Here is a 15747-nt window from a genome sequence, read left to right on the forward strand (position 1 = left end):
TATAAAAAATCATATATAACATATAATACATTTTTTTATTTGTCAATAGAAATGACTTTATAAGATTTAAAAGAATGGCTATAATAAATATATATCAGAAATAATAATTTAAAATGAGGTGGTAAAAATGAAGGATTATTTTGATAATTTTGATGTAATTGAAAAAAATCTTAAATACATGGTTGAAAATCATGGTGAAATTTACGAAGCATATGAAAATTTCGGAAAATTGGTTCATGAAAATGGTGGTCCGCTAAATGAGAAAACTCGATGGCTTATTAAAATTGCGCTGTCCGCTGATTGCCAAAATCCATATTCCTTAAGAACTCATATGTTGAAAGCTCTAAAAAGCGGCTGTACTAAAGAAGAAATTGAACATACTATATTATTGGTTGCACCAACATGCGGTTTCCCGAAAACAATGCACGCAATGCTCTGTTTAAGAGATGTGTTGGAGCACGAAAGAGAAACCCTGTCATTTTAAAACGCTGTTTTTGTCATCCCGAACGGGTTAATGAATATAATAGTACAAATAACCTTAAAGCAGGTGGTATTTTGAATAGTAAAAACTATTATACTTTCAGTGAATATATGAAAAATAACGATAATGAATTAACTGCTTCGATGGAAGATTATCTTGAAATGATTTACAGATTATCATCCGACAAAGGATTTACAAGAATAAACGAGTTAGCCGATGCTCTGAATGTCCACCCTCCGTCAGTCACAAGGATGGTACAAAGGTTGGGAAAGCAAAATCTCCTGAAATATGAACGATACGGCGTTATAATGCTAAAGGAAGAAGGCAGTGTTTTAGGCAAGCTGTTAATAAGCCGCCATAATACGATAGAAACATTTTTAAAATTGATGGGAATTCATGATAATATATTATTAAAAGAAACAGAGAAAATAGAACATACCTTAAGCCCGGAAACTGTTCAATGTTTCGAGAAATATATTTCTTTTATAAACAATAATCCTGATATATTAGAGAGGTTTAATAATTACAACTCATAAGGAGAATTGTTCGCTTGTTTACGCTCAGAATGACAAAACCACTGTCATCCTGAACGCAGTTAAGGGACCCATTTTTTATTCAATTTTTTTCCAACAGGTTACTTATAGCGGCAGCTGCCTCAGCATACTTGAAAGTACTTAAAGGAGATATGATTGTTTCGCTGATTCCATTAAAAATTTTCGAGCTTAATACTTTCTTGACGTAAGGATATGCCCAATCAGCAACCTCATCCTTATCACTGTAATTATCAATTCTGTTGTCATCGGCAAAAGATATTTCTGCATAATCCATCGCTCTTGAATACATAACCATAGCTTCCTGCCTTGTTATGTAATTATTTGGTCTGAATGTGCCGTCAGTGTAGCCTTCAACAATGCCGCTTTGAACTGCTAAGCCGATTGCTTCGGATATATTGCTGTCCGGGCTTACATCAGAAAATTTATTCGATTCTAAAGTATCCTGCTTTTCAATTTTTAATGATTTGGTTATGTATTCTGCAAATTCACCTCTTGTTACGGAACCTTCGGGATTAAACGTATCAAGATTATTTATTATATTCAAAGAAGCCAAATATTGAACTGTTTCCTCAGCCCAATGATTTGTTAGTAAATTTACTCTTTCCGGATTTAAAATAACAGTCAAAGCGTTTAATAATACCTCATCAGGGTCATGACTTAATTCCCATATCATTGCGCCTCCAAGGTTGTTTGTTTTTATATAATCCGCCTTTGAACTTATTGATTGTTCATCATCATAGGATATGAATGATGAACCGTTAAATAGCCACGGAACCATTGATTCATCATCATAGTACCTTTTATAATCGGAATCATTTAAATATTTAGCAATTGTGTTGAAACTAACCGACTTGGCATTCTGAAAGCTTTGGTAAAGCCCATTATTATCGTTTTTAACTCCATTAAACAGATAACCGTAAAAAGGAATTCCTATAACTATTTTTTCCTTAGGAAATCCACTTTTTTCCCATGCCTTTGCGCTAGCATCTATGCTCCATTTATATTGAGGACTTGCTTGCGTATTGTTATATAGAGGAGAATTAAAATCAGTATATGCATCCCACGAGCCACGTATGTCGTATGTCATTATGTTGGCGTAATCTATGTATTGATGTATTTTATCAGGCTCTACATTGTTTAAATAATAGTTGCTTGCTCCTCCTGCTATGGATAACAAATAATGTTTATTATCTATTTTCCCTTGCTCATCTAATTTTTCTCGTATCTTTTCAAGTAAAAGTGTAAAATTTTGTTTATCCGATGCCCTGTTAGTATTTGCAGGTAATCCTCCGCCAACCGGATACTCCCAATCTAAGTCAACTCCGTCTATATTATACTTAGTTATAATGTCAACACAGCTTTCGGCAAATGCTGTTCTTGAGCTTTCTGTTTCTGCAGCATCGGAGAATTTATCCGACCAATTCCATCCCCCTACAGATATAAGTATTTTTAAATCGGGATTTATTGATTTTAATTCGTTGAGAATTTTTAAATTAGCAGGATCCTTGTCCGGATATCCTAAAACTATTTTATTGTTTTCGATATTTGCAAAAGCATAATTTATGTGGGTAAATTTTCTTGCATCTAATTTATCGGGTGTAAATCCCGAATAAGATGACCAAGCGGTATAATATCCAATTACCTTATATTCCTTGCTTTTATTTTCATCACCGTAAACTAAATTGTAATTAATAAAAAACGTTGTCAGAAATATAATCAACAAAAAAATAATTAAGCTTTTTGTATGTATTTTTTTCATATGTATGTAACGCCCTCCCTATAATGTTAAACATATTATATAAAAAAATAATTAATTATCATACGAGTAAAAAATGGTACTCCTTTTTAATCTTAGTTACATAGCCATAATAATCCATACAAGAATAATTTAAGTTTATACCATTCACTGATTATCAACATATAATATAAGCAAATGACCCAAATCTTTAAACAGATTACCCAAATTTTTAATTGGTGTAAGTCGTTTATGCTGTATGCGAGATTTGGTGTCAGTCGCTTATACTGTAAGTGATATAAAAATACAAATTACGGGTGATATTATGATTCATAATAATAATTTAGTTAATAATAAAAACAAACATATTTTTAATTTACAAAACCAAAGAGGAATTGAATGTATTACTATCGGTAGGTTGGCTCCGGATTTTATTGCTTTGTCTACCCATGGTTATGTAAGATTATCAGACTATAGGGGTAAGTGGATGTTATTGGCGAGTTATCCCTTTTCATTCGGTTCAGTTTCAACAACCGAAGTCATAAGCTTGGCACAAGAGTATAATGAATTGGAAAAGAGAAATGTTCAAGTATTGGCATTAACAACAGACAGTAATTCTGCTAATTTAGCATGGGCATATGATATTTATCAAAAAACCGGCATAACGATCCCATTTCCTATAATTGACGATACCAACATGCAAATCTCCGAAATGTATGGAATGCTAAATCCTGACAGAATGTATGGTGAAACTGTCCGAAATTCTTTTCTAATTAATCCTGAAGGCAGAATAAAATCTATATTAATACTGCCTATCTCCTGCGGAAGAAGCGGAAAAGAATTGTTAAGAATAATTGACTCACTTCAAATAACCGAAGAATACAACCTTCAAACTCCTGCAAATTGGAATTTAGGAGACCCTTTGGTTCTTCCGGTTCCAAACACTTACGAAGAAATTTTAGAAAGGGAGGTTAATCAAGAAGAGCTAAACATTAACTGTCCGTTCTGGTACGTTTGTTATCAAGATATGCCGGAAACCTCAGCAGAAGGTCCTCGATAAAAAATTGGGGTCAGATTATCTGCCCCCAATCTAAAAAAAGCAAAAAAAACATATATATATTTAGAAAAATATGGTATAATGTAAAAAATAATCATGGAGGTTTTATGCTTTCTAAAATCAAAACATGTGTTCTTTATGGTCTTGAAGGATATGAAGTTGATGTGGAAACCGACATATCCGGGGGTATGCCTGTTTTTAATATAGTAGGTCTGCCGGATATCTCTATACGCGAATCAAAGGAAAGAGTACGCTCTGCAATAAAAAACAGCGGCTACAGCTTCCCTGTCAGTCGAATAACAGTTAACCTTGCACCTGCTAATCTAAAAAAAGAAGGCAGTCAAATAGACCTGCCTATTGCTTTAGGGATACTTTGTGCAAGTAAAATCATAGAAAAAGATATGGAAGATAAAATATGCGTTATCGGTGAGCTTTCGTTAGACGGAAGAATTACAGCAATAGACGGTGCTTTAGCTATGGCTATTGCTATAAGAAACAACAATTTCACTAAAATTATTATTCCTTCAGAAAACAAAAAGGAATGCGGTGCTATAGAAGGTATAGATGTAATCCCCGTTGAAAGCTTAAAAGAATTGATTTGTTACTTAAAAGGTTTTAAACACATTGAACCATACAAGGTTATTTATGATGATACAGAATATAAAGAAGAATTTTTAGAAGATTTTTCTGAGATAAAAGGACAACCTGAATTAAAAAGAGCAGTAGAAATTACAGCTGCCGGAATGCACAACATACTGTTTTTGGGTTCACCCGGCTCGGGAAAAACTATGATTGCCCGAAGAATTCCTACAATACTACCTGATTTAACTTTTGATGAATCTTTAGAAGTTACAAAAATATACAGTATATCCGGTCTCTTAAATAATAAAGGGCTAATCAAAAAACGTCCCTTCCGTTCTCCACACCATACATCGTCAAGGATAGCCATGGCCGGAGGTGGTTCAAAGCCAAGCCCCGGTGAAGTTTCATTATCACATTACGGTGTTTTGTTTCTTGATGAAATTCCTGAGTTTCCTAAAAACGTAATTGAGGTATTAAGACAGCCAATGGAGGATGGAAATATTTCTATATCCCGGGTAAACGGTTCCTTTACATTCCCGGCAAAATTCATGTTGGTTGCATCTATGAACCCCTGCCCTTGCGGTTATCTGGGTGACCCTAACCATGAATGTTCCTGCAACCAAAGTCAGATAAACAAATACTTAGGTAAAATTTCCGGACCATTGTTAAATAGAATTGATATACAAATAGAAGTTTCACCTGTTAAATATGAAGATTTGAAAAATGATAAACCGGAGGAATCATCGGCAGAAATAAAAGGACGTATTATTAAAGCAAGAAATATTCAAAAAAAGAGATATGAAAATATCGGAATACTTACAAATTCGGAACTGAGCGGTAAACACATATCAAAATACTGCAAAATTAACAAAAGCTCAGAACAGCTTTTACGTGATGCCTTTGAAAGATTAGGACTCAGTGCAAGGGCATATAACAAAATATTGAAAGTTGCAAGAACAATAGCTGATTTAGAATGTAGTGAAAATATTGAAACAGTACATATAGCGGAAGCAATACAATACAGAAGCTTAGACCGTAAATATTGGAGGTAATATGGAAAGTTTAAATATAAATCAATTGACACTTGCGTGGCTTAATTCAATAAACGGCATTTCCAACAGAAAAATTGATAGTATATTCGAATACTTTAACGGCAGCACAAAAGATTTGTGGGATAATTTTGAAGTTGAAAAATACAATTTAAAAACCTTATCAAATAAATTAATTGCAGGCTTGTCAAATTCTAAAGACACCTTCAAAGAAAAATTATTAAAAAAATTACATGATGAAAACGCACAAATAGTTACCGTATTTGATGAAAACTATCCTGAAAAGTTAAAACAAATATCCGGTGCTCCGTACATTTTGTATTATAAAGGCAGCTTAGAAGATATTGATAAGCTGTCAATTGCTGTAGTCGGTTCGCGCAAAGCCACCGGCTATGGTAAATGGGTTGCTGAAAAGCTTACTCGTGAGTTATCCCAATTAGATGTCAATATAATCAGTGGTTTGGCTTCCGGAATTGATACCATTGCTCATAAAACTGCACTCGTCAACAATGTTAAAACTGTTGGAATTATTGGGTGCGGTATAAATATAGTTTATCCAAAAAGCAACGAAAAGCTTTATCATGAAATAGTGGAAAATGGAGGCACTATAATTACGGAATATACTTTTGGCATGGAGCCGATGCCTAACAATTTTCACGACAGAAACAGAATAATAAGCGGGCTCTCTGACGGTGTATTAGTGGTTGAGGCACAAGAAAAAAGCGGTACCTTAATAACGGCAGGACATGCTGCCAACCAGGGAAAGGAAATATTCTCTGTTCCCGGCAATATTGACAGCTTTTTCAGCAAAGGAACAAACAGCTTAATTAGAGACGGAGCTAAAATAACTACTTCAATAAATGATATAGTAGAAGAAATCTTAGAATTAAAAGAAAGAGTAAATAAAAAGCAAAATTTTATTGATTATAATGATCTTTCAGAACAAGAAATAATAATATTAAACTCTCTTCAATCAGGCAGTAAATCAATATTTGAAATTAATGAAGAAACTTCTCTTGACATTAAAATATTGCTAAGCCGCCTTACATTCTTAGAGATGAAGGGAGTTATTAAACAGATTCCCGGCAACAGGTTTACATTAGGCTGACGAAAACGTTCACTCTGCAAGGCGCCGGAAGGCGGGCAACGGTCGCGTATTCAACATACGTGAGATTGACCGGCTGAACGGCAACGCAGCAGGCGGGCGTTTTCGACAGCCTATATTAGTTCTTTAAAGGATTTAATATATATATCACTGATTAACTCAATATTTTTTCTTTTATCATGAAAAAACTTGTCGTATACTCCAATTGTATAAAAATTTGCTTCTTTGGCAGTGATTAATGCAAAATCAGCATCTTCATAAACTGCTATTTCCGATGGCTCTGCTTTTAACTTTTTAGCAGCATAATAAAATATATCAGGTTGATTTTTACCGACGCCGACTTCATCACAGCTTGAAATAAATTCGAAAAAATCAATAATGTCCAGACGTTTCAAGGCAGCTTCTATCATATTTAACGGAGTGGCTGAAGCAATACACATTTTAACATTATTATTTTTTAATTTTATCAAATACTCTTTTACATATGGTTTTAGTTCCAATTCATTTTTATATTTTGCTTCCATTATAATACTCATTTCATTAAGTATTTCATCCACACTTAAATTAATTTTAAAAGCTGTTTGAAAATATTCGGCAGATTCCCTTAAGGTCATTGGCTTTATTATATCGTTTAAATTATCCGGTACTTTAACTCCCTTTGGGTACAGTAAATCCCTTCCTAAATTATTCCATGCTTCCATTGATTCTAACAGTGTACCGTCTAAATCAAAAATTGCAAATTTTAAATTTTTCATTTTTCCTCCAATTTCATAAACAATCAAAATAAATCGTTCTTTATTTTCCATTTTATCAAACTATTTATGATTATAATATCATTTTTATATGAAATAATAAAGATGAAACAAAAATTCTAATTTTATGTTTCAAAACTATTTTAAAGAGGTGTATTTGTACGAAAAATAAAATTGCATTTTTATTAATAGCACTTTTGGCTCTGACAAATGTGTCAGCTATTGCTATGGTTCAAACCGCTCCTCCTGTTAATACCAATTATGAACAAAAGGTTGTTCAGTTAGTTAACGCAGAACGACAAGCGTATGGATTGCCTGCTCTTTATTATGATCAAGCAATTTCAAATGTAGCAAGAACCAAGTCACAGGATATGGCAGTTAACCGTTATTTCGACCACTATTCACCAACGTACGGTATGGCAAGTGACATGCTGTTAAGCTTCGGTATAACCTGGGCTGCATGGGGTGAAAATATCGCCTCGGGACAGGAAACGCCTGAAAAGGTTGTAAGTGAATGGATGGCTTCACCTACACACCGCCAAAATATTTTGGCAAAGCATTTTACTTTTTTAGGTGTAGGATATTACGTTGACTCATCAGGAACACCTTATTGGACACAAATGTTCACTACAGATGACAAATAGTAAGCAGACGACCCAAATCTCTGATATTGTCGGTCACTTATACTGAAAGTGAACACAAAAAAACTGCGTCTCAAGCGAGATGCAGTTTTTTCATCTATTTATTATTTCTTAAAAAATCAGGTTTTGGCATCATAAACAACCGAGGCTCCTGTAAATAGTCCTGAACTTTTCTTAAAGCTTCTCCAAATCTTTGATAATGTACTATTTCTCTTTCTCTCAAAAATTTTAACGGCTCAAGTACATCCGGGTCGTCTGTTTGGTTAATTAACCATTCATAAGTTCCCCTTGCCTTTTGCTCTGCTGCTAAGTCCTCCGTAAGGTCAACTATAGGATCGCCCTTAACTTGCAAAAATGCCGCCGTAAAAGGTGTTCCAGATGCAGCTTGAGGATAAACTCCTCTGCCATGATCCGTATAGTATGCGCCTGCTCCGGATCTTTCTATTTCTTCAACTGTTGCATTTTTCATTAATTGATGAACCATTGTGCCTATCATTTCAAGGTGCGCAAGTTCTTCTGTGCCTATATCGTTTAAAGTTGCTATAGCTTCCGGTGTTACCATTGAAAATCTTTGGCTTAAATATCTTAATGAAGCGGCTAATTCTCCGTCCGGTCCGCCGTACTGTGAAATTATTTTTGTTGCTAAGCCCGGATTAGGTTTTTTTATTTTAATCGGGTACTGTAATATCTTATCGTATGACCACATATATATACTCCTTCCTATATCTCAAAATTTGCTTCATATTCCCAAGGCCACGGTCCTTCAATCCATTGCCATGGATATGTGCTAAGCGAATTATCCTGATTAATCATACCAAAGTTTTTATTATATTCATCGTTTAGGATTTTCATCTGCTTTACAAATGCATTACGTTTAGCTAAAGCATTTCTGTCGTTAGGATGAGTATTTAGATATAACTGCAATTCTTCCAGCATCATATGAGTTCCGGCCATCTCTCTTTTTAAGTTCATAGCATTATTATTCATTTTATTCCCTCCTCTTAACTTTCTGATAATCCACAGGGTCTGATTTCATTATCTTTTCTGTTATAAGGACTAAACAATTCCGGAAATGCAGTTCCAGCCGCTAAGCTTTCTATAGGGCTAAATACTTCACACATAAATTGATATGGGACGTATGCGGCTGATAATCTTACGTTTTCTATTACCAATTCTTGAGGTATACAAGTTTCAGAATCGGAATAGTACATCTCGTCCCTTAATCTTCTATTATTAATCATTTTTAAGATTCCTCCTTATGGTATCTACTTATTTTATAATATGGCTTTGATATATTTTTGTTACATATCCAAAAAGATATATCAAAAAAGGTCGAAAAAAAACAGCTTGTGATTAAGCTGTTTAAAATTGCATTTATCTTAGAATCCGGCTTTAATCAGTGCATCCTTAACTGCATTTATTATTGCCTTGCTTGTTACTGTTGCACCTGACACCGTATCTATATCTGTTGTTTGATTTTTTACTATTCTGTCCGTTACAGTTTTAATTGCATTAGTGCTTACACCTTTTGTTTCATTATGGTAAACAACATCAATATTCATAATTTTCTTGTTTTGAACATTTACTTTAACCTCAATAGGTCCCCCTATACCTCTGTCCTTACCGATATATTCACCTGATTTCAATATTATTTCTTCTCGTTCCTTCCATGCAGCTTTAATAGGAGTCTTTCCGCTCATTACTGTTTCCTGCAATACATCATATTTGATTTTGGCTGCATTTTTTCCGGATATCCTTCCAAAAGCAACTGCTTCGCCTAAATTGCCGGTTCCCTGATAAATACTTGAAAACATTGAGCCAAGCTCTCCTGCGCTATATAAGTGAGGTATGGGTTTTCCGTTAACATCAAGAATTTCTCCATTTTTATTTCTTTCGGGTCCTCCCTGTGTATTGGTAAAGGAAGGAACTAATTCCATTGCATAATATGGTGCTTTTGTAATAGGCTTTAATGTTTTCGGATTTCTGTTAAAATCTGTATCCTTCTTATCGTTACAGAATTTATTGTAATCTTTAATTGTCTTTTTTAAATTTGCAGAATCTACTCCTATTTTTTTAGCGAGCTCATCAATAGAATCTGCCTTTATAATATAACCTTTCTCAATTTCTTCTATGTTTCCTTCGCTCCATGAATCGTAAACCGGCTGCGACAATCTTGCTGTTTCATCAAAAACAGCAAATGCAGGCAGAGATAAAGGCATCTGTATCCAAGAGCTGTGAAAATCAATATATCCATGGTGAGGAAGAAGCGATTCATCCGTGAACCTTGTGCCGTCCGTACCTATGAAAATGGTATTTTGAGTAGCAAAGCCCGTACTCAATACACTCTTTTCTCCCTGTATCGCATAAGCGAATGTTGTTCCCGTTTCAGGGTTCAATACATTTAAATCGGGACCAGCCATATTGCCCATATGCCATAGATTTGCACCAACCTCCATAGCCATTTTTATCCCGTCACCTGTATTGTATCTTGCTGCTTTTGAATAACCGTAGGGTAGGTGCAAGTAATCCTGAATCATCTGTTGATCATTCTCAAAACCTCCCGTACATAGAACAACACCGTTTTTAGCTCTTATATTTAATATTTTTCCATTATTTTCGACCTTAACTCCATGAACCGTCTTTGTTCTCGGATCCTGAATCAAATTAACCGCAGGAGATTCATACCAAACTTCGATTTTATCGCTTCGTTTTTCTACTGCCTCTTGCAGTGTTCTGTACAGCTTGCCTGTAAACATTTCTCCTTCAATAATCAGAGCATCCATAACCTCTCCGCCGGGATAATCGTATTCATTAAAAGGAAAAGACATTATGTTTTTAGCACCGATGGAAGTGAGCCATTCTCGATTTTCACTTGCTTTTTCAAGATATGAAATGATTATGTCATCGACCGGTGTATTGAATTTACCTCTAAGGCTCTTAAAATATTCCGTTCCCTTATCTACGTCATTTTTATCTAAAGCAAGGACGGCCTGACCTGCATATCTCGTGTTGCCGCCTTCCTGTCCCTTAGGTGCCTTTTCAAGCAATAAAACCTCAGCACCTTCATCTGCGGCTTCAATACTTGCAGTGGCTCCGGCTCCTCCATATCCGACAACGATCACATCATATTCACCATGCCAATCTACTGTATATTCAAAGTGATAATCCTGACTGTTATAATTCATTTGTGGTGTTTCAAAAGAAAAGCCCGTTAATGTCTGCATAATTAGCATTAAGCTTAATAAAATAACGAATAATTTTTTCATTTTGCCTCCTTTTTTCTTCTTTCTTTTATTGATTTAAGCTCTTTTTCCATTTCAGATAATATCAGTTCTGCACCTACATTAAATTCATTTGCTAAAATATTAACAAATCTCCCGTTGAAAAATTTTTTCCAGTCCGTCATTTGAGGATCGTAAGTCAATGCATAAGCTGCCAATCTTCCTGCATCCTCTTCTATTCTCCCCTGTCTTGATTGTTCAAAATCAATACCGTAAATTTCACTCTTATATATAATAAAATTTCTGAAATTTACGTCCCATATTATATATTGATGATTATAAACAGCAGAAGTAATTTCATAATACTTTTTTAACCATCTGCACAATTCATATAGAATTCCATCATAATCAGTTGAATTAATCTTTTCTTCATTTTCATACCAATCAAGAAGAGTATTGTCTCCTAAATCCTGTAAAATTAAGCTGTTATCATTTATATCTGTTACATCGGGGACTGTTAATCCGTTTTGTTTTAACAGTATTAATATTTCTAATTCTTTTTTAAGATCTTTATCATTATAAAAGGTTTTATAAATAAAAGAATTGCCATTTTCAATAGTTCTTACTACTTTATTTCTTTTACTTGTCAAGCTTATTTTTTGATACATATTTCTATATCCCCATTTTCATTGTATCCTTCAAGTTCCTTTACTATGGCCTCTACCGAGTTAAGTAATATTTTTTGTACAAAAGGAACCATTTTTATTTCTTTACCGTTAATCTTAAGTACTACTTTTTGTTCGTCCAAAATGCAATCCCCCCTTTCCGCATTTCCTTTTAAAATCAAGGAGCATAATTCTTTACAAGTATGCCCGCATTTTTTACAGCATTCATCCTTCATATCCGGCAATCTGTCAAAAACCTTCTCTTCTATTAAATCAACTAATTTTTCGATATCCTTAACTGCGCTGATTGCAGGCAATCCCTTATATTCATTTATTGTGTCTGCGATACGACCTGATATGGCAAATGTAGTTTCGTCCAGACGTTCTTCTATTGCCTCTTCATCATGTGCAGTAACTATTTTAGGAGCACAAGTATCTCTTGCACCTTCTAAAATTACAAAATCGTGATTATAAAAGTTCAAAATCTCGTTTATGCTCAGTTTTTCCTGAAATAAAATATCTGTTTCATATTCTCCTCTTGCAGTAACCAATAATGAACCCGCTTTTTTATGTCTGTCGGTATTAGTTCCCTCAGCATCCATTTTGAAACCGTGAAAGTGAATATGCTTTACAGTTCCAACAGAATAATTTCTTTTCTTTAATTCCTTTATTATATGTTCAATTGTGGTTGTCTTGCCTGAATCTGTTATGCCGATTACCGAAAATACTTTCATTATACACCTCTCTAAATAATAACAAATACAACTACCGCCAAGCATAATCCAATAATGATATAATCAATATTTTTCATTTTTAAAATCATGTAGCTTGTCCTGAATGAATATGCCCTAAAACCTCTCATCTCCATTGCTGCCGATAATTCCTTAGCTTTTAAAACAGAATTAATGACCATAGGAGTCAGTAAATACTTATAAATCTTTAGCTTTTCATTTAATTTAACCTTCTGTAAATCTATGCCTCTTAATTGTACAGCAGTTACCATATCTGTCATTTCCTCTTTAAAAACAGGAAGAAACCTAATGGCTATGGAAGTCATAAAAGCAATTTCATATGGACATTTCCACTGCACTAATCCTTGAATTATTTCTCTGCTGCTTGAGGTTGTTATAATTGAGCCGGAAACAATTATAACAGTCATTCTCAACAAAAATTCTAAAGCTTTTATTATACCTGCATCAGTCAAAATTACCACTTTTCCAAGTGAAAACAAGGGATTTCCGGACTTGTTAAAAATACTTTGAATAAGTGCAATTGCTGTCATAACAACTAACAGCTTTCTAATGCTTAAGAATATCGAGATAACATTACTTTTCATTAAAAATGATAAAATTAAAGAAACTGCTAATACGACTAAAAGAGTAAGCAAATCATTGTGGATTAATGATAAAGTTGACAACAAAAGGGCTATAGTAAGCTTAGTTCTGGGGTCTATTTGCAGAGATTGTATCACTTATAATTTTACCTCCTTCTATTCTGATAATTCTTTGCCCATATCTTTCTATAAATTCTTTGTCGTGACTTATTGCCAAAATTCCTGTTTTTTTAGCCCTCAATGTATCCAGCATTTTGTTTAAGGATTCTATTCTGTCCTTATCCAAAGAAGCGGTTGGTTCATCAAGTATTAAAAATTTTGGTTTGTTCATAAGTACAGATGCAATAGCAAGTCGTCTTTTTTCACCGTAACTTAAAAAAAACGGATAAGAATCTTTTACCTTATTAAGTTCAAATATTTTAATCATTTCCTCAGCTTCTTTTAAAGCAATTTCCGGTATAATTCCTTTAGTGATTAAGGGAAAAGTAAGCTCTTCCGTGACAGACATTGCAAAAAGCTGCCGTTCAGGATATTGATATACATATCCGATTAACTCTCCTGCTTGTCCTAACGACAACGAGGATAAATTTCGTCCCAATATTTTTATTTCTCCCCTTTGAGGCTTTAAAATGCCCATTATCAGCTTAGATAAGGTTGTCTTACCTGAACCGTTATTTCCTGTTAATACTGTGTTTTCTTCTGTATTAAGTGCTAAAGAGAAATTATCAAATATTGTCCTGCCTTTTTTATACTTGAATGAAACATTGTTTATTTCTATAAAATTACTCATTATTCACCTATATATACTGTTCTGTCTATTATTTCTATATTTTCAGCATGATCTGCTATTATCAAAGTTTTTCCTTTATTCTTTATTTCTTTTAGTAAATTTATTATTGTTGCTTTTTTTTCATCATCAATCCATGACATGATTTCATCACATATAACAATTTTTGGATCAAGCATTAGTACGGAGGCAATTGCAATAAGCTGCTGTTGTCCGCCGGATAAATTATTCGGATTCTCATATCTATATTGTTCCATTCCGATAATTTTTAATATATTGTCAATTCTTCTTCCTATTTCTTCTCTGTTTATACACATATTTTCAGGTCCGAAGGCAAGCTCATCTTCTATGGTCGGTGAAAAAAGCTGAGTGGACGGATTTTGAAATATAATGCCTACATTTGAAACCATTTCAGACAAAGCCATTTCTTTTATACTTTTTCCGAATATGAAAATTTCACCTGCCAGATGACCTGAGTATAAGGAAGGAATTAATCCGCATATAACATTTACCAAAGTACTTTTACCTGAGCCGCTTTTTCCTTTGATTTCAACAGCTTCGCCTTCTTTTATGAAAAAGCTTATATCTTTTAATATTTCATACTTTGAATTTTCATATCTGAAGCTTAAGTTATTAATTTCAACTGCATTCATTATTTTACCTCTATTTTTGTAATCCACTTACATCTTCTGTTGCTGAAAATATCATTGACTACTATGGATTCGTAAGGACCTCTTCCGCCATTATCTCTGCTGCCCAAATATTTGCCGTCCTCCATATATGTAATAAAAATATTTTTATCGGTTAATATTTCTTCCTTTGAATACGCAACCGCATATCCGTCTGCACCGGTTATTACAGCTCCGGTTATTTCGTTTATCTCTATATTATTTTCTTTTAATATATTCTTTAATTGAACTCCCACATAACTATGAAGCTTTGCATCTGTCGTTGAAGTGTCAAGAATTGCTTCAAAAATTTCTTCCCCTGAGCCTTTAATGATTCCCATATTCAATACTATTTCATTATTACTGTTTTCTAATATTATTTCAGCTCTGTTTAATATTTCCTTCTGTGCTTCCATTGTTTGCTTGTTAAAATTATACGATATTATTACCGTTATGAGTAATAATATAATTGTTACTATCGCAATGATTTTTTTGTTCATATGCTGCTCCGCTTATTAAAATCTAAATAGTTGGTTTAACTTTATAATAATTGTTTAAAATAAATATATATTTGGTATAAATATGTTATATAACGAACTTAGGAGGAAAAAATGTATAAAGAAGAACTATCTGTTATCTCTCAAGCAATTCTGAATGAAATAGAAGGATTCGAATTCTACAATTTAGCCGCTAATCAATCTGCAACCGCCGGAACTAAAGAGGCGTTTTTAGAACTGGCCAATGAAGAGCTAAAACATGCCGATTATTTAAAAAAGCTATGGAAAAAATTAAGTGACGGCAATGAAGTGAAAATAGAAGATATCATTGGTTCAGGCATTGATATTCCGTCTCCTGAAATATATCGCTGGGACAAAATAGATAAAAACAGCTCATCAGTTGCCATGTCTATTTTCGGAATAGGAATGCAAATGGAAAAAAGCTCTATTGATTTTTATGAAGAAGCTAAAAGCAAATTATCTTCGCAAGCAAGCAAGGATCTCATTGATTTGCTTATAAGCTGGGAAAAAGTTCATTTAAATCAATTCAGTAATCAATACTCCTTATTAAAAGAGGATTGGTGGGCTGAACAAGGATTTGCACCGTTTTAATTCAGAAA

Annotated in this window: 19 protein-coding genes; 7 read left to right on the forward strand and 12 right to left on the reverse strand. The window is 33.7% G+C overall.

Annotation, left to right across the window (positions count from 1 at the left end; genetic code table 11):
- The first annotated feature begins 127 nt into the window (after positions 1-127).
- Positions 128-484 (forward strand): carboxymuconolactone decarboxylase family protein, encoded by a 357-nt coding sequence (locus RT412_RS10315; RefSeq protein ID WP_313343281.1) that lies wholly within the window; start codon positions 128-130, stop codon positions 482-484.
- A gap of 71 nt (positions 485-555) precedes the next feature.
- Entirely contained in the window at positions 556-1017 is a 462-nt protein-coding gene (gene mntR / locus RT412_RS10320) for a transcriptional regulator MntR (protein WP_313343284.1), read from the forward strand.
- Positions 1018-1096: 79 nt separating this feature from the next.
- Here the strand turns inward: mntR and RT412_RS10325 are convergent, their stop codons facing one another.
- Positions 1097-2794 (reverse strand): glycosyl hydrolase family 18 protein, encoded by a 1698-nt coding sequence (locus RT412_RS10325; RefSeq protein WP_313343287.1) that lies wholly within the window; start codon positions 2792-2794, stop codon positions 1097-1099.
- A 301-nt stretch (positions 2795-3095) separates the two neighbouring features.
- Between RT412_RS10325 and RT412_RS10330 the strand changes: the two genes are divergently transcribed.
- The 3 genes from RT412_RS10330 (at position 3096) to dprA (ending at position 6566) form a co-directional block, all read left to right on the forward strand.
- Positions 3096-3830 (forward strand): redoxin domain-containing protein, encoded by a 735-nt coding sequence (locus RT412_RS10330; RefSeq protein ID WP_313343289.1) that lies wholly within the window; start codon positions 3096-3098, stop codon positions 3828-3830.
- 104 nt (positions 3831-3934) lie between these two features.
- Positions 3935-5461 (forward strand): YifB family Mg chelatase-like AAA ATPase, encoded by a 1527-nt coding sequence (locus RT412_RS10335; protein WP_313343292.1) that lies wholly within the window; start codon positions 3935-3937, stop codon positions 5459-5461.
- Position 5462: 1 nt separating this feature from the next.
- Entirely contained in the window at positions 5463-6566 is a 1104-nt protein-coding gene (dprA, locus tag RT412_RS10340; RefSeq protein ID WP_313343295.1) for a DNA-processing protein DprA, read from the forward strand.
- 110 nt (positions 6567-6676) lie between these two features.
- On the opposite strand, the gene RT412_RS10345 is transcribed toward dprA, so the two are convergent.
- Positions 6677-7318 carry an HAD family phosphatase gene (locus tag RT412_RS10345; RefSeq protein ID WP_313343298.1) on the reverse strand — a complete coding sequence of 214 codons (642 nt, stop codon included), beginning with the start codon at positions 7316-7318 and terminating at the stop codon, positions 6677-6679.
- A gap of 209 nt (positions 7319-7527) precedes the next feature.
- On the opposite strand from RT412_RS10345, the gene RT412_RS10350 reads away from it, so the two are divergent.
- Positions 7528-7959, forward strand: coding sequence for a CAP domain-containing protein (locus RT412_RS10350; RefSeq protein ID WP_313413263.1), 432 nt, complete (start codon positions 7528-7530; stop codon positions 7957-7959).
- Positions 7960-8053: 94 nt separating this feature from the next.
- On the opposite strand, the gene RT412_RS10355 is transcribed toward RT412_RS10350, so the two are convergent.
- The 10 genes from RT412_RS10355 to RT412_RS10400 all read right to left on the reverse strand — a co-directional run bounded on the left by RT412_RS10355 (position 8054) and on the right by RT412_RS10400 (position 15130).
- Positions 8054-8662, reverse strand: a complete 609-nt coding sequence (locus tag RT412_RS10355; protein WP_313343303.1) for a manganese catalase family protein — start codon at positions 8660-8662, stop codon at positions 8054-8056.
- 14 nt (positions 8663-8676) lie between these two features.
- Positions 8677-8943, reverse strand: coding sequence for a spore coat protein CotJB (locus tag RT412_RS10360; protein ID WP_313343306.1), 267 nt, complete (start codon positions 8941-8943; stop codon positions 8677-8679).
- A 14-nt stretch (positions 8944-8957) separates the two neighbouring features.
- Complete coding sequence (locus RT412_RS10365) at positions 8958-9197, reverse strand: spore coat associated protein CotJA (protein ID WP_313343309.1); 240 nt, start codon at positions 9195-9197, stop codon at positions 8958-8960.
- Positions 9198-9335: 138 nt separating this feature from the next.
- The gene (locus tag RT412_RS10370) at positions 9336-11222 is read right to left on the reverse strand and encodes an FAD-binding protein (protein WP_313343312.1); all 1887 of its coding nucleotides are present in this window, start codon (positions 11220-11222) and stop codon (positions 9336-9338) included.
- Positions 11219-11845 carry an RIO1 family regulatory kinase/ATPase gene (locus tag RT412_RS10375; protein ID WP_313343315.1) on the reverse strand — a complete coding sequence of 209 codons (627 nt, stop codon included), beginning with the start codon at positions 11843-11845 and terminating at the stop codon, positions 11219-11221. Before RT412_RS10375 ends, RT412_RS10370 begins: the two co-directional genes overlap by 4 nt.
- Positions 11830-12576 (reverse strand): molybdopterin-guanine dinucleotide biosynthesis protein B, encoded by a 747-nt coding sequence (mobB, locus tag RT412_RS10380; RefSeq protein WP_313343318.1) that lies wholly within the window; start codon positions 12574-12576, stop codon positions 11830-11832. The genes RT412_RS10375 and mobB overlap by 16 nt, the downstream gene beginning before the upstream one ends.
- 11 nt (positions 12577-12587) lie before the next feature.
- Complete coding sequence (locus RT412_RS10385) at positions 12588-13313, reverse strand: energy-coupling factor transporter transmembrane component T (RefSeq protein ID WP_313343322.1); 726 nt, start codon at positions 13311-13313, stop codon at positions 12588-12590.
- The gene (locus RT412_RS10390) at positions 13279-13965 is read right to left on the reverse strand and encodes an ABC transporter ATP-binding protein (RefSeq protein ID WP_313343325.1); all 687 of its coding nucleotides are present in this window, start codon (positions 13963-13965) and stop codon (positions 13279-13281) included. Before RT412_RS10390 ends, RT412_RS10385 begins: the two co-directional genes overlap by 35 nt.
- Entirely contained in the window at positions 13965-14615 is a 651-nt protein-coding gene (locus tag RT412_RS10395) for an ABC transporter ATP-binding protein (RefSeq protein WP_313413265.1), read from the reverse strand. Before RT412_RS10395 ends, RT412_RS10390 begins: the two co-directional genes overlap by 1 nt.
- Complete coding sequence (locus RT412_RS10400; protein ID WP_313343331.1) at positions 14615-15130, reverse strand: hypothetical protein; 516 nt, start codon at positions 15128-15130, stop codon at positions 14615-14617. The genes RT412_RS10395 and RT412_RS10400 overlap by 1 nt, the downstream gene beginning before the upstream one ends.
- 111 nt (positions 15131-15241) lie before the next feature.
- On the opposite strand from RT412_RS10400, the gene RT412_RS10405 reads away from it, so the two are divergent.
- Positions 15242-15739 (forward strand): ferritin family protein, encoded by a 498-nt coding sequence (locus RT412_RS10405; protein WP_313343334.1) that lies wholly within the window; start codon positions 15242-15244, stop codon positions 15737-15739.
- The last annotated feature ends 8 nt before the right edge of the window (positions 15740-15747 follow it).

This window comes from Sedimentibacter sp. (genome assembly GCF_032080165.1).
Lineage (GTDB): Bacteria > Bacillota > Clostridia > Tissierellales > Sedimentibacteraceae > Sedimentibacter.